Here is a 15,161-nt window from a genome sequence, read left to right as displayed (position 1 = left end):
TGTAATGTAATCTAATGAATGCTTTTACTTAATTCTTTATTAAAGAATCATCTACAATGATTTGAAGCCAATTAGGCATATTATCCATCTTCTCTAACATTTCTTCCATCGAAGAATACTTAAGTACTAACGTTCCTATCTTCAAATGAGACCCAGAAAAAGCGTAAATAGGATCACCATTTTTTGCTGTTATTTCATACTCTACTAGATTGTTTTCTTTTAATTCTTTGTGGAATTCTACTCCCTTAAAAATTCCACTATTCAAACTATTAACCGCATAACCCGCCCAAAAACCTTTTGGCTTAGTAAATATTAAATCACTACAGTCTTCACCTAGCGCTCCTTTAATGGTGAATTCAACCATATCGATATCTGTTGCATATTTCGCTACTTGAGGTATCCAGTCCCCGCCATTTCGTGCGGCTAGTTCTATTAGGTATACATCTTCATTTTTATCAACCAAAATATCGAAATTATAAGCACCAGTTTGCATATTTAGTAAATCCAAAACTCTTTGAATTTCATTATGGATTTTATCCTGTATATGATCAGGCAAGTTGCTTGGGAAACTGTATCCAACTGGTACAAATGGATTAATAGAAGTAGAAGAGAAGTGTTCATTCGAGAAGCATCGGAAAACTAATTTACCATTTACAGAAAAGCCATCACCACCAACTTGATAGCCACTTTTTTCAATATATTCTTCAATAATAAAACGATTAATTTTTGAATAACTTAATGCATCCTCAACTTTTTCCTGTAATTGCTCAATTGATTCAATTTTTGAGACCCCTCTACTACCACAACAATCAACTGGTTTAATCATCACTGGCATGTTAAAATTGTAAAAATCCGCATTAGCTTCTTCAAAAGAGTTATATCCTTTTGCTTTAGGTACTTTAAAATTATTTTCTTTTAAAAACGCTTTAAACAGGTCCTTCCTAGTTAAAATCTCAACTGATTTATAAGGGCTTGTTGGAAGACCTAACTTTCCAGCAACATAAGCAGCTGTTGGTGCTCCATAATCTGAGGCATAAGAAACAATACCATCTATTTCTAATGACTTAGCTAGGGCTAAAACTCCTTCTTTATCAGTAGTACTGACACTATAAGATTCATGAGCAAAATGTTGTCCCGGATTATCTTCTAAATAGTCAGTAACAATAACATAAACTCCCAGTTCTTTAGCAGCTTTAATCGCTGGAACTTGAGTTTGAGCGCCACCTAACATTAATAACTTTTTCATATATACACCTCATTTATTTTTTTGAGTAATCAGAGGAAAACATTTGATACTTCAACATCGATATTTTTCTCCTGTATATTTACCTTCACCCAGCTACTAATACTATCCATACTTTCTAGCATTTCATACATTGATGAAAAATTTAACAAAAGCGTTCCGACACTTTCGTTCATTTTTATTACGTATCCAGAAGGAAGCTCAGAATTATATTTTATTAGATATTTTTGAAACTCCTTCTTAATCTCTATACCTTTAAATACTCCAGATTGCTCACTAATTATTGTATAAATAGCCCAATATCCACTTGGTTCAACTATCTCTAAATCACTACAATCTTCAGCTAATGCAACCTTAATTGTATATCCAATCAAATCAATACCTTCTACATGTTCTATAACTTGAGTTAGGTCACCACTATTTCGAACACCGATATCTAAAATATATACATCTTCTTTATAATCAACTAGAACCTCAAAAATTAATGGACCAGTTTTCATATTTAATAAATTCACTAACCTTTGAATTTCAGCATGGATTTTTCCTTGTAAGTGTGCAGGTAGATTGCACGGCCAGCTCTCACCTGTTGGTAGAAATGGATTAAAAGATTTTGTTTCAAAATGGATATTAACTAGTCTTGAAAATGCAAGCTTCCCATTTACAAAAAAACATTCACCGCCAATTTGATATCCCTGTCTTTCAATATATTCCTCGATAATAAAACGTTTTTCTCTTGAAAAAGATAAAGCATACTCCACTTTCTCTGGCAAGAGTTCTATTGAGTTAATTTTTGATACACCCCTACTGCCAGAAGAATCAATCGGCTTGACCATTATCGGCATTGTAAAAGTATGAAAATCTACTTTAGCTTCACCTAATGTGGCGTACCCTTTTGCTTGTGGTACATTAAAATTATTTTCCTTCAAAAAGAATCTAAACATATCTTTATTAGATAATATTTCTACCGATTTATATGGAAAAGAAGGTAAATTTAATTTTTCAGCAACATAGGCAGCCGTTGGGACTCCGGGATCTGAGATATAACAAACAACACCATCAATGTGTAATGACTTTGCTAATTTTAAAATAGCTTCTTTGTCCGTTGTACTAACATTATGGTACTCGTCAGAAAATTGATGTCCTGGATTATTCTCTAAATAGTCAGCAGTTACAACATAATACCCCAGCTCTTTCGCTTTCTTTATTGCGACAACTTGAGCTGGTGAACCACCAAGCATTAATAGTTTTTTCATCTTTTATACCTCTTAGTTAGATTCCATTTTCATTTTACATAAGCACGACTCAAACGAATGAAGTTTCTTGTAATAATGACCTATAAGGCACAATCTCCCGTAATACTTCCTCTAAAATTTCTAAGCCCCTTTGAAGATTTTCTTCTGTAATTGTTAGAGGTGGTATGAGCTTTATAACAGAACCGTTTCTTCCTGCCTTTTCAATTATTAATCCCCTATTGAAACATTCCTTGATAATCTTTGAGCAGATGCTCGAATCTTCTAACTTACTAAAATCAATGCCCCAAATCATACCCATTCCTCTTATTTCAATCCTTGAATCTATAGTACAAACTCGATTTTCTAAAAAGTCTTTAATATAACTCGCTTTACTGCAAACACTATTATCTAAATCTAACTTATCACGTAATTTTAATGATGCTACTGAAGCTACAAATGCTAGTTGATTGCCTCTAAAAGTACCATTATGTTCACCCGGTTTCCAAATATCAAGTTTCGGTTTCATTAGTAATATTGACATTGGTAAGCCATAACCACTTATAGATTTAGACAATACAACCATATCAGGAACAATATTAGCCCTTTCAAATGAAAAGAAGTCCCCTGTTCTTCCACACCCAACTTGTATATCATCACATATTAATAAAATATCGTGTTTTTTGCATATACTCGCTACTCCCTGTAACCATTCATTTGAAGCAACATTAACGCCACCTTCTGCTTGTATAGTTTCTAAAATAATAGCAGCAGGTTTTTCAATTCCGGAGTGATCATCTTCCAAAATCTTTTCCATATAATCTAGCGTATCAATATTTAACGAACCATCTGGATACGGCATAAAAGTTACGTTAGAAAGCGGCATTCCAGCACCTTCTCTAGAAGAAAGATTACTTGTTGTAGCTAAACTTCCTAATGACATACCATGAAAGCCACCCATAAAGGCAAATATATTACTTCTTTTTTTAGTCTTTCTTGCTAATTTTAATGCCGCTTCTACAGCATTAGTTCCTGTAGGACCACAAAACTGAATTTTATAATCTAAGTTTCTAGGTTTTAGTATATTTTCAACAAATTCATTAATAAAATTTCGCTTTGCATTTGTATACATATCTAAACCGTGCGTAATACCATCGTTTTCAATATAATCCAATAAACATTTTTTAATATATTCATTATTATGTCCGTAATTTAGTGCACCTGCTCCAGCGAAAAAGTCTAGATATTCTTTACCCTCTTCAGAATAAATTAATTCATTTTTAGCTTTATAAAAAACATCCGTATATTGTCTGCAATAGGAACGCACTACGGATTCATAGTTTTCAAAAATATCCATTCTTATAACCCCCATAAAATTTACTATTATCATACAATTAATGTATTCAAGGAATTATACAATTATGACTACATAGAACTTTTGCATATAATTAAAATTCCTCTATTCAATAGATAGAAAAGTAGGTGTTTTTATACATATTCTCTATTAACAGAATAAGCAAATAACACTCATTGTTTTCCATGTGTTGGTAATTAAGCTACGATTACTAACCCTTCAACGAAGAAGAGCTTTATATGGAATGTCAACACTAAACTAGACAAAAATTATAGGGGCTGTTGCTTAAATTCCATAGGAGTTATATAACCTAGTGTTCCGTGAATTCGTAGGTTGTTGAACCAGTGGACGTAATCCCCAAGTTCAAGAGAAAGGGAGATGAAGTGGGCTTGATTAGCGAATTTCGTTTTAAATACCTTAAACGTTGCTTCAGCCCGTTCTTACCACTTCCAACACTTACATAACTCTTTTAATAAATCTCTTCAGTTGGGACTTTCTTATTCCTTTTAAATATTTCTTTCAACGTCATGACTAAATAAATAAAACATTCTAATCTAAATATTTTAGCTAGCCCAATATATATCGCTACGCCAGTAAAGATTTGCATAGTGATTGTTACCATATCTGATAGTCCCAGCCATTGAATGCTATATACAATAGCACCCATTATTAACGCTATTAATAAAGAGGGCAGAATATCTTTTAACTGCTCCTTTACACTATAATTGAGTAATGTTAAATTTGGATAAGCATTAATAATCGCAGCTAAAACTCCACCCACAAATGAACCTATAGCCATTGCATGAACACCTAAAGGTATACTAATAATTAAAATAGTTATACCAATTATTTTTTTTACAATTTCAAGTTTTAAAAAAATATCACTACGACCTAATGCATTTATTGCTTGTAAATTGGCTGTATGAATTGGCCATAACGCATATACAGCACAAAAAATTTGTAAAAATAGAACGGCTGGGAGCCATTTTTCCGTTAACAATATCTTCACCAAAGGCTCTGCAATAACAGCTAGACCAATCATCATTGGAAAGACAATAAATGAGCTTGTTACAATTGATCTTCGTACCATTTCTTTTATTCTTTGCTTGTTATCTTGTTGAGAAGATAACGCAGGAAAAATAACTGATTGAATGGAACCGTTTATGTTATAAATAAGTAAACTAGGGAACTGTTCTCCCCTATTGTAAAATCCTAAAATTGCTGGACTGAACATTTTACCTATAATAAGGCTTCGAATATTCGAATATATAGTATCAATCAATGCAGCCGCTAGTAGCTTCCAGCCAAATGAAAATAAACTAACCAGTCTTTCTATAGAAAAGAATAATTTAGGTTTCCATTTTACTGTATACCACAAAGTTAATGTAACAATTAACTGATTCGTTAATTGCTGGACTACTAAAGACCAAATTCCAAAATTGGCGTATGCCATTACTATTCCGACAACTCCAGATATTACAACTCCTCCTAAACTACTAAAAAAGAGTTTTTTAAATTCCATATTTCTTGCAATAACTGCATTTTGAATTAAATTAAAAGCGCCTAAAAATAATGTTAAAGAGAGAATTCTTAAAATAAGGGTGAGTTGAGGATGGTCAAAAAATAATGCTATATAAGGCGCTGTGATAAACAGTAATATATATAGTATGGTTGTAACGAATAAGTTTAGATAAAAGACCGAGGAAAAATCTATTTCATCAACTTTTTTCTTCTGAATAAGTGCTGTATTAAACCCACTTTGAGCGATTACTCCAGCAATAGTTATAAAAATTGATACTAAAATAATTAAGCCGAATTCTTCTGGTAGAAGTATTCGGGCCAGTATAATCATAACTATAAATTGAATACCTTGCGTTCCCCCACGTTCCATAAACTTCCATAATAATGAAGAAATTATTTTAGATTTTGTTATCTCATTGCTCACTTAATCCATCTCCTTATTACAATGTTCAACAAACTATTTTTAATGTAATCTCCCTGTTAAAATCATTATTATTATAAACATATTTCTAATAATAAAAGTATACGCCAAATAATATTCACCCAGTCTAATAAAAAGGGGAACATTATTTGGCGCTTACTCTCCTCAATGTAATCTTATTGAAAAATGGATTTGATTTTTTTCCTGTACTCAACAGCTGAAGGAAATTTAAAGGAAATGTAACTTTTAATTTTTTCAGGTCCACTCAGAAGATTTAAATAACTATTAAATTTCTTATCTTTAAGTCTCTTATAATCTCCCATCAATCTAAGCCGTTGTATTTCCCAAGTTAATTTTGAAAGTTCAATTTCACTATCATATTTTTTGTTTGTATATTCATTAAAATTTTCTAGCATTGTAATGAAGCCATTACATCGTTGTACTATTTGTTCGGTATTTTCCTTTTTCCAATTTGTTGTAACAGATCCAGGTACATTAAACCTATAAATGCACATAGATTCATTCATGTAGTATGCATATCCATAACTAGTTGCTATTAGCTTCACGGCGTTATCTCCTACAGGAGCATCAAAATACCAGTTTGGTAAGTTATCTAAAACTCTTTTAGGATAGAGAAAGGACATAGGTGGAATGAACCCTAGTAATTGTAATTCACCAGCAGAATACCTTCTACTTCTATTATTGAAGTAATTCTTATTTTCAGTTAACCAGGGGATTACTAGGCGATTTCTACCTTTATTATTTTGATCCTCAACATGAGCGTTGCTAAAACAAAATGTACATTCTGGGTTTTCCTCCATGTAGCTCACTTGCTTTTGAAGCTTATATTCATCAGTCCAATAATCGTCACCTTCACATAACGCTATATATTTTCCTCTCTGCTTTTTTCTAACAAGAGCGCTTACACTTACTCCTTTTGAATACTGATTTTCTATTTGATAAATCGGTTTAATAATGTCAGGAAACCTATTTTCATACTCTCTAATAATTTCCGCTGTTCTGTCAGTAGAAGCATCATCATGAATTATAATTTCGTATTTAAAGTTAGTCTTTTGCTTTATAAATCCTTCGATTGCATCTGCAATATAATCTTCATGATTATAAGTTATGCAACATATACTAACCATTATTTCATTAGTCATATAAAAACCCCTTTATTTTAATAACCAAATTTTATATTTTCACCTTACTTTGTGAAATATTTTCATATATCTCCATTATACGTTTTGTATTTTTTGTAGAATCATGCGTTTGAAATGCACGTTTTCTACCATTCTTAGAAAATTTTAAAGTTAACTCTTCATTTTCAAACAGTTCACAAATGTAATGAGCTAACATATAAGGTGCATCTGCTTGATAAACATAACCTTCTTCTTTGTGTTTTAACATATCAGAAACACCTCCTACATTAGAAGCAATGCAAGGTGCACCTAATAACATTGCTTCACCTAATGAGTTAGGACTGTTTTCGATGGTTGAAGGACACACAAATAAATTGGATTTTAAATATCTTTCGCACATTTGCTTTTCATCTAAAACACCTGTAAAAACAACACAATTACTAATATTTAAATTTCTAATCATTTCTTTAATGTATTTAGCATATGAAGAAAACTTAAGCTTTTCCTTAACTGTCTCGTTCCCAGTAATATCATAACCCGCAATATAAAGCTTTGTTTTCGGGAATTTTTTTAATACCATCGGTAACGCTTCTAGTACATAATGTAATCCTTTTACTGGATACGATGCCTGACTCAAAAATATTGTGTACTTCTCACATTTTTTTAGTAACCACTCATTTTTGTAAAACTCCTCTCTTAATGTTTCATTACAAAAATGGTAGTTCACATTAGGATTTATTTGAGAGGCACACGCCAAATCCCAAGTAGTTCTTCCAATAACATGCTCTGTTTTTCGAATTGCTTCAATCTCCATTAATCCTCTTTTTTTAAATTCCTTCTTTTGCTGAAGAATATTATCTTGTTTAACAAAGTCTCTGAATGTAAATCTTTTTTGAACATTCGTCGGCAAGTTCGCCAAATAGTGCTTTTCTATAACTGAAACTAAACCTTGAATATTTATTACTGTCTTAATTCCTAACTCATTACAAGCATTTACCATTGCTAATGAATGCGCAAACTCTGTCCCAAATATATGCACTATATCTGGTTGAGCTTTTTTTAATATCAGTTTTAAATAACCATTGTCTTTAATTAACTTATTATCATTAATATCTAAATGTGGAAAAGCAAAATAATCTATTTTCTCTCCTCTAAATTCCATTACATTCTTACTTTTTAATTTTGGAAAAGCAATAGAGAGGGTAATATTATCCTGAGCAGCTAAATATTTAGATGCATTAATTAACCAACCCCCAAATGGAGTTGATTTCTCATCCATTAGTCGACATACTTCGGGCAGGGGAATATTGACGAGCCATAATATCTTCATTCGTTTGATCACTCTTTTCCTTTTTGGTTTCTGCAAGAGCGTTTGTTTTAAATGCATATGGAATAAAAGGAATTGCTGGAATTATACAAAATAAAACAAATCCTATTTCATAGACATAAAGAATCGGGTTAATAAGACCGAATACAAAAATCAAAAAATAGAGTATCGTTAAATAAACATGAAACTTCATTTTCTTTAATAAGCTAAAATGGATTTTAAAATTATAATAAAGCGCTATAAACAGAGGAATGCTTGTAAATAACCCATAATAAGCTAGTAAATCGAACCATCCTGAATGGCCACCAACTAAACTCGCATTTTGATCACCAAAGGGTCCATATATACCAAAAAAAGGATTTCCCAAAAATACTTTGAGGGAACTTACATATAAATCAAATCTATTTCCTGTCTGACCATCTAATGAACTATAAAGGAATGTAGAAGCTAAATCTGTGAATTTTTCCTTTAATATTGGATCTTCACTAAAATAATTGGCTATTCCAAGAAAAAACTTTGCGATTAAAGACTCAGAAATAAATGTTATGGATATCACTGTAAATAACACCGTAATTACTAATGTTAATTTACTTCGAACAAAAAGAATTAATAATACTCCACAAAAAGTAATTAATATAGACGTTGCAAACGATGCCTTTAATAACATGAGGGAAATTATAACAATTGATAATACGATTAAAATTTTATATTTTAATGAGAATAAATTTCTTTTCATTAAGAACATGTATAAGATTGCCAACAATAAAAATGTTCCGCTGTATATAAATCCAAATCCTCCAATACCCATACGATTGTACATTTCTGAAAACTCTGGCAACCCTGTAGCAAGCTGCCTTGAAGCCATTGGGTATGTTAATAATCCAAAGTATGTTTGTAATGCGCCGATTGTAAAAAATAAGAGAAAATAAAAAGCGATTTTCCCTAATGTTTTATAATCTTTTTTATAAAACATATAATAGTGATTTATAAATAAGCCGACAAAAAAAAGAGGGAAATTAACTATGATTATATTTACACCGGCTGCTCCATATTGTAATTTTCCAACAATTACATAAGGTATGAATGTAATGAAAAATGTTAGGACAAATAACAAACTCCAAGACAATTTTTGAATAAGCCACTTTGTATCACTTGTTATGAGCCATAAAAAAAATAGTAGAATAAAAAAAATCACGCCCACTCTTACCCTAAAAAGTGGAATAGCTATCCACATAGTTATTAGAATTACTGCTACTTGATTTAATTTGTATTCTATTTTATCCATAAAATCATCCTTATTTGGATTTAGTTTCAAAAAATTAATTAATTTGAAGTCTAGCTTGCTTACTACTTTTTATTAGACAAATTATTTTATTTGCTTGAATTTGATTATTTTTTTCCCTTATTACAAACTCTTTAGCCTTAACTCCTTTTTCATGCAATTCTTCTCTTTTTTTCCCTAATATATTTTCAAGTGTCCTTGTTATTCCGGCTAAAGTTTCATCCTCAAATAAATAAACATAATCGTTATATTCATAAGGCATACCTTGAAGTGGTGTCGTTAAAACAGGAGTACCCGAAACCATATACTCCATATTCTTTGATGGAAATGAATACTTTGTAAATTCTTCATAAGATGGTCTAGGGTTTACTAAGACCGTTGCTTTTAATTGTTCATTGACTATATGTTCATTTGGCATTACACCAAAGAATTTTATTCTGTTATCTTCAATTTCACATTTTTTTATATACTCTTCCATTTCCCCTGCACCATATATCCAAAGTTTCGTATTACTTTCCTTTAACGCCATAAAAGCTTGTAATAATTTTTTCACACCATACTTTTCATAAAGAGCCCCTGCATATATCACGATTTTTTCTTTGTATTTATCTTCCAGTATGTTTGGGGTATTTCTCATATTAACATCTACCAATCCTTCAATTACTACATAAGGTCTGTTAGAAGGATTGATTAAATCGTTCATTTGCTCAGTTAAAAAAATGTAAGAATCATACCTTTGCATAAAGAAATTACATATTCCTGAATAACAGTTTAAAAATAATTTGCGAGGAAATGACTCCTTCTTTATCGTGGTATACTCCATGTAAGCAGGTATATCTGTAATAATTGCGGTACTCTTTACTTTAAAAATTTTTGCTATTAATAATGCAGCCATGGAAACACTAAGATTTAGAGGGTCAGATATTATAGCTCTTTCATACTTTCTATTTTTAAAATTCCATTGCAGAGCATTGAAAAAGCAAGTAATAAATAAATAAATATGTTTAAACATCGAAAAATTAACTATTTTTAAGTGATTATATGTTACAAAACTATTCGACTCATTAAAGTTAGATTCTTTAGTCTTTATATTTTTCAACTTTTTATTCAATTGTTGAGTAGGTGGTCTAGAAAGCACATATAAATTTTGCTTTAAATCCATTAACCCTTTACTTAGTAAACTGTGGAACTTTTGAGCCTGTTGCTGCGGTTTTATTCTGCTATTTTCATATATATGTTGGAAATACGTATCTGAGCATAAAGATGAAACGTATAATATTTTCAATGTTATTCTCACTACTCCTTAAATAAAAATTCTTTTACCTTTAAATAAAAATTTTTATTATCTTTGGTTACAGAGTAAAGAAAGGAAATCCTACCTTTTTTATAAACTTCATAATCAAACTCATTTAAATACTTAATCATTTCACTTTCCAAATTATTCATCGATGATAAAATTAGCCCCAGATTATACTTTCGTATTTCTTTCGCCAATGCGGTTCCTTCATAAGTAAGCAAAGGTTTACCATGTAATACTGCATTATATAATCGATTGGGAAGTGATGTTTTATTATTAATTCCATCCCTATATCTAAGCACATTTATTAAATCGCTTTGATTATAAAAACCTTCTTCATCTTCTTTTTTATATCTTCCAGTTATTAAAACATTGTTTATATGATTACTATTTATATATAATTTCAATTTATTATTTTCATCACTTTCACCGTGGAACTTAAGTTCAAACTTTTCATTATCTTTAATATTATTTATAAAATCTTTATTTACCTTTAAATCTCTAATTGCTCCTATATTTGCTATATATACTTTGTCTTTATTAAAGATATTTATGTCTTTTAATTCATTTATGCTAGTAACTTGTGTATTATGATTAATTACATATTTATTGCTTTTAGGGAGCCATTCTTTATATCCTGGTGAAGATAAAATTGTGGATGCTGAGCATTCTATTAATTCTCCTAAATTGAAGAAATTCAAGATTTTATTATGATCTCTAATATCAATAATGCACTTTTCTTTATATTTACTTTTTATAATCTTTTTTAGGAAGTAACTTAACTGAATACCAAACACTATTATTTTGTCATAATGGCTTGAATTCAATCTATTCATCAAAAATTTCTTGTATTTTAAATAATCAAGGAAATTTCTTTGGTGACCTTTTTTTTTATCTCTATAGGTATTCTCTTTTATTTCCTCCATCTGAAACCTATCCCAATTGATAATGTCATAATCTATATTTTGTTCAACTAATATATGTTCGTAATTTTTAACATATGGCATATACAGCATATTCGATGGACAAATTAGAGCGATTCTCATCAATTCACCAGCCCCCACACAACGCGATTTACATAATGTGTATACGACAAGATAATCCTCAATACTTTGTCCGACACATTCGTCATCTGGTAATCTTCCACAAGTCTTAACGTGTCTGCTTGCTGTGTTTCTAAAATCTCCAACCCTTGTAAAATCCGGTCCTTCTCAAGCCCTACCATCATAACCGAAGCTTCTTCCATTGCTTCCGGTCTTTCATGAGCTTGCCGAATATTGAGTGCTTTAAAACCAAGAATGGATGACTCCTCACTAATTGTTCCACTATCACTAAGAACTGCTTTTGATTTCATTTGTAGTTTTACATAATCGTTAAACCCTAAAGGCTTCATTATTTTTATTAATGTATTAAATTCAATTCCCTTACTCTCTATCATTTTCAGTGTTCTTGGGTGTGTACTTACGATGACAGGGAACTGATACTTTTCTGCAACTGCATTCAAGCTTTCCACCAAATCAAGAAAATTTACCATAGAATTAATATTTTCTTCCCGGTGCGCAGAAACAACAAAATACTTACCTTCTTCAAGCACTAATCTTTGTAACACATCCGATTTTTCAATATCTATTTTTTTCGAGTTAAGTACTTCAAACATTGGACTTCCTGTCTTAATAATTCGGTCTGCTGAAAAACCCTCTCTTAAGAGATATTCTCTAGCAATATCGCTGTATGTTAAATTAATATCTGAAATATGATCGACAATTTTCCGATTTGTTTCTTCGGGTACACGTTGATCGAAGCATCGATTACCTGCTTCCATATGGAAAATCGGTATCTGCCTTCTCTTCGCAGCAATTGCACATAAGCAGCTGTTCGTATCTCCTAATACTAAAAATGCATCAGGCTGCACTTCCTCTAATACAGGATCGATTTTATTTAAAATGTTACCTATTGTTACAGTTGCTGTCCCAGTAGCCGCATTCAGGAAAAAATCTGGCTTTTTTAAATGGAAATCTTTAAAGAAAACTTCATTCAATTCGTAATCATAATTTTGCCCTGTATGAACAAGTGTGTGTTCAATTACATTCGATTGTTCTAACTTATTTATTACGGCAGACAAGCGAATAATTTCTGGTCGAGTCCCTACTACTGTCATTACTTTTAGTTTTTTCAAGTGTTATACCTCCAAATAGAACGTATCCGGCTTTACTGGATCGAAGCATTCATTTACCCACATAACGGTCACAAGATCTGTATTTCCTACATTAACGATGGAATGTGTATAGCCTGTAGGAATATCAACAACCTGTAGCTTTTCTCCATTCACCCTGTATTCAATAATGTCATTGGAGTCTAATTTTCTGAATCGTATTAGGCCTTCACCACTAACAACTAAAAACTTCTCATTTTTCGTGTGATGCCAGTGATTTCCTTTTGTAATACCTGGCTTTGATACATTAACGGAAACTTGACCTCTATCAGGTGTTCGAATAAATTCAGTAAAAGAGCCTCTACTGTCAAGATTCATCCTAAGATCATAGGCAAATTGATCAATCGGTAAAAAGCTTAAATACGTACTATATAGCTTTTTCGTGAGAGCATCTTCCATATTCAGAATTTCCAAATTCATTCGGCTATCCCTGAAATTTGTTATTAGGTTTGCTAATTCGCTGAGTGTAATAATATGTGTTGTAGGCACAACATAGTAATCTCCGTGTACTGTTGGCAACCCACTTATCGTCCGTAAAAATTCTTCTATAACGTCATCGATATAACAAAGTGTCAGCTTAGCATCAGGATTGTTTATTTGAATATCTAAATTTCGTGCAATGTTATAGCAATAGGTAGAAACCACACTGTTATAATTAGGCTTACTCCATTTACCAAACACATTTGGTAATCGATAAACATAAACTTTTGCACCTGTTTCTTCTTGATATTGAAACACTAAATCTTCCATTGCCTTTTTGCTGTTTCCATAAGGATTATCTAATTCCGCTTGGATAGATGAAGTAGTTACAAAAGGCGCTTTCTTTCGGCTTTTCTTTAACAATTCTAGTAACTGAGAAGTAAATTCATAATTTCCTTCCATAAAATCATTTTCACTTTGAGGTCTGTTTACCCCAGCTAAATGAAATACAAAGTCACACTCATTTGCATAATTTTCGAGAAGTGCAGGATCGCTATCTCTCGTAAACTCATATATTTGACTAAATCCTCTATTTTTAAGTTCTACTATTAGATTTTTCCCTATGAATCCTTTTGCACCTGTTACAAGAATCTTCATCTATCCACTCCACCTTTATTAGTTCATAATATGAACATTTTTATTCCATTGTTTCAATTCAGCTTGAATATAGTCTAACTGGAGTAGTGTTTCTTTAACTTTTTCTATAGTTAAAATTTGTGTATTATCAGAATTGTATTCTTTAACATTTGTTAGTTTTAGGTCACCATTTTCAAAGTATTTATTATAGTTGAGGTCTCTTTGATCAGCAGGAACTTTAAAGAATCCACCTAAGTCCTCCGCCACAGCATATTCCTCTTTTGTAAGGAGTGTTTCGTACCTTTTTTCTCCATGTCTTGTACCGATAATTTTTATTTCATTATCAACATTGAATATTTCCTTAATTGCTTGAGCTAGGTCACCAATCGTACTAGCTGGTGATTTTTGTACCATAATATCTCCTGCTTCAGCATATTTAAAAGCAAATAATACTAACTCTACTGCCTCTTCTAAACTCATAAGAAACCTTGTCATATGAGGATCTGTTATCGTTAATGGCAATCCATTTTTAATTTGTTCAATAAATAAAGGAATCACTGAACCACGTGAGGCCATTACATTGCCATACCTTGTTCCACAAATTAATGTTTGTTCTGGTGAAACTGTTTTTGATTTTGCGACAAAAACCTTTTCCATCATCGCCTTTGAAATACCCATTGCATTGATTGGATAAGCTGCTTTATCCGTAGATAAGCAAATGACCTTTTTTACGCCATATGCAATTGCAGCATTTAATACATTTTCTGTTCCTAAAATGTTTGTTTTTACAGCTTCAAGGGGGAAAAATTCACATGATGGGACTTGCTTTAAGGCCGCTGCATGGAATATATAATCAACACCGTACATAGAATTTTTTAAACTATCTATATTACGGACATCTCCAAGATAGAATTTTAGTTTATCGTTGTTATATTTTTTCCGCATATCATCTTGTTTCTTTTCATCCCGAGAAAAAATTCTTATTTCTTTTATATCTGTATCTAAAAATCTTTCCATCACAGCATTTCCGAAAGAACCCGTACCACCTGTAATCATTAAAGTTTTATCCTGAAACAT

At 31.4% G+C, this 15,161-nt stretch carries 12 protein-coding genes and 1 pseudogene; all 13 read right to left on the bottom strand.

Annotated elements, in window-relative coordinates:
• Window positions 1-28: 28 nt before the first annotated feature.
• Window positions 29-1,246 (bottom strand): ATP-grasp domain-containing protein, encoded by a 1,218-nt coding sequence (locus DCE79_RS04865; protein WP_108711992.1) that lies wholly within the window; start codon window positions 1,244-1,246, stop codon window positions 29-31.
• Window positions 1,247-1,275: 29 nt separating this feature from the next.
• Window positions 1,276-2,496, bottom strand: coding sequence for an ATP-grasp domain-containing protein (locus tag DCE79_RS04860; RefSeq protein ID WP_108711991.1), 1,221 nt, complete (start codon window positions 2,494-2,496; stop codon window positions 1,276-1,278).
• Window positions 2,497-2,545: 49 nt separating this feature from the next.
• Window positions 2,546-3,829, bottom strand: a complete 1,284-nt coding sequence (gene ectB / locus DCE79_RS04855; protein WP_108711990.1) for a diaminobutyrate--2-oxoglutarate transaminase — start codon at window positions 3,827-3,829, stop codon at window positions 2,546-2,548.
• Window positions 3,830-4,095: 266 nt separating this feature from the next.
• Window positions 4,096-4,260, bottom strand: a pseudogene (locus tag DCE79_RS04850) (IS3 family transposase); the annotation flags it as partial.
• Between the two features lie 35 nt (window positions 4,261-4,295).
• Window positions 4,296-5,771, bottom strand: a complete 1,476-nt coding sequence (locus DCE79_RS04845) for a lipopolysaccharide biosynthesis protein (protein WP_108711989.1) — start codon at window positions 5,769-5,771, stop codon at window positions 4,296-4,298.
• 173 nt (window positions 5,772-5,944) lie between these two features.
• Complete coding sequence (locus DCE79_RS04840; protein ID WP_108711988.1) at window positions 5,945-6,931, bottom strand: glycosyltransferase family 2 protein; 987 nt, start codon at window positions 6,929-6,931, stop codon at window positions 5,945-5,947.
• Between the two features lie 31 nt (window positions 6,932-6,962).
• Entirely contained in the window at window positions 6,963-8,189 is a 1,227-nt protein-coding gene (locus DCE79_RS04835) for a glycosyltransferase family 4 protein (RefSeq protein WP_234417335.1), read from the bottom strand.
• On the bottom strand, window positions 8,182-9,522 hold the full coding sequence (locus tag DCE79_RS04830) for a hypothetical protein (RefSeq protein WP_108711986.1): 1,341 nt from the start codon (window positions 9,520-9,522) through the stop codon (window positions 8,182-8,184). The genes DCE79_RS04835 and DCE79_RS04830 overlap by 8 nt, the downstream gene beginning before the upstream one ends.
• Window positions 9,523-9,556: 34 nt before the next feature.
• Window positions 9,557-10,681, bottom strand: a complete 1,125-nt coding sequence (locus DCE79_RS04825) for a glycosyltransferase (protein WP_199912298.1) — start codon at window positions 10,679-10,681, stop codon at window positions 9,557-9,559.
• A 134-nt stretch (window positions 10,682-10,815) separates the two neighbouring features.
• Window positions 10,816-11,865: a glycosyltransferase family protein gene (locus tag DCE79_RS04820; protein ID WP_108711984.1), complete on the bottom strand. Its 1,050-nt coding sequence runs from the start codon at window positions 11,863-11,865 to the stop codon at window positions 10,816-10,818.
• Entirely contained in the window at window positions 11,862-12,992 is a 1,131-nt protein-coding gene (wecB, locus tag DCE79_RS04815; protein WP_108711983.1) for a non-hydrolyzing UDP-N-acetylglucosamine 2-epimerase, read from the bottom strand. Before wecB ends, DCE79_RS04820 begins: the two co-directional genes overlap by 4 nt.
• Window positions 12,993-12,995: 3 nt before the next feature.
• Window positions 12,996-14,105: a capsular polysaccharide biosynthesis protein CapF gene (locus DCE79_RS04810; RefSeq protein WP_108711982.1), complete on the bottom strand. Its 1,110-nt coding sequence runs from the start codon at window positions 14,103-14,105 to the stop codon at window positions 12,996-12,998.
• Between the two features lie 18 nt (window positions 14,106-14,123).
• Window positions 14,124-15,161, bottom strand: a complete 1,038-nt coding sequence (locus tag DCE79_RS04805) for a polysaccharide biosynthesis protein (protein ID WP_108711981.1) — start codon at window positions 15,159-15,161, stop codon at window positions 14,124-14,126.

The organism is Lysinibacillus sp. 2017, from assembly GCF_003073375.1.
Classification (GTDB): Bacteria; Bacillota; Bacilli; order Bacillales_A; family Planococcaceae; genus Solibacillus.
The sequence above is the reverse complement of the archived record's forward strand: the minus strand, read 5'-3'. Positions and strand labels throughout refer to the sequence as shown.

Bases quoted from the DNA above. Each gene is read 5' to 3' on its own strand.
- DCE79_RS04835 (WP_234417335.1), bottom strand. From the start codon at position 8,189: ATGGATGAGAAATCAACTCCATTTGGGGGTTGGTTAATTAATGCATCT.
- DCE79_RS04840 (WP_108711988.1), bottom strand. From the start codon at position 6,931: ATGACTAATGAAATAATGGTTAGTATATGTTGCATAACTTATAATCAT.
- DCE79_RS04865 (WP_108711992.1), bottom strand. From the start codon at position 1,246: ATGAAAAAGTTATTAATGTTAGGTGGCGCTCAAACTCAAGTTCCAGCG.
- DCE79_RS04860 (WP_108711991.1), bottom strand. From the start codon at position 2,496: ATGAAAAAACTATTAATGCTTGGTGGTTCACCAGCTCAAGTTGTCGCA.
- ectB (WP_108711990.1), bottom strand. From the start codon at position 3,829: ATGGATATTTTTGAAAACTATGAATCCGTAGTGCGTTCCTATTGCAGA.
- DCE79_RS04810 (WP_108711982.1), bottom strand. From the start codon at position 14,105: ATGAAGATTCTTGTAACAGGTGCAAAAGGATTCATAGGGAAAAATCTA.
- DCE79_RS04805 (WP_108711981.1), bottom strand. From the start codon at position 15,161: ATGTTTCAGGATAAAACTTTAATGATTACAGGTGGTACGGGTTCTTTC.
- DCE79_RS04830 (WP_108711986.1), bottom strand. From the start codon at position 9,522: ATGGATAAAATAGAATACAAATTAAATCAAGTAGCAGTAATTCTAATA.
- DCE79_RS04825 (WP_199912298.1), bottom strand. From the start codon at position 10,681: ATGGATTTAAAGCAAAATTTATATGTGCTTTCTAGACCACCTACTCAA.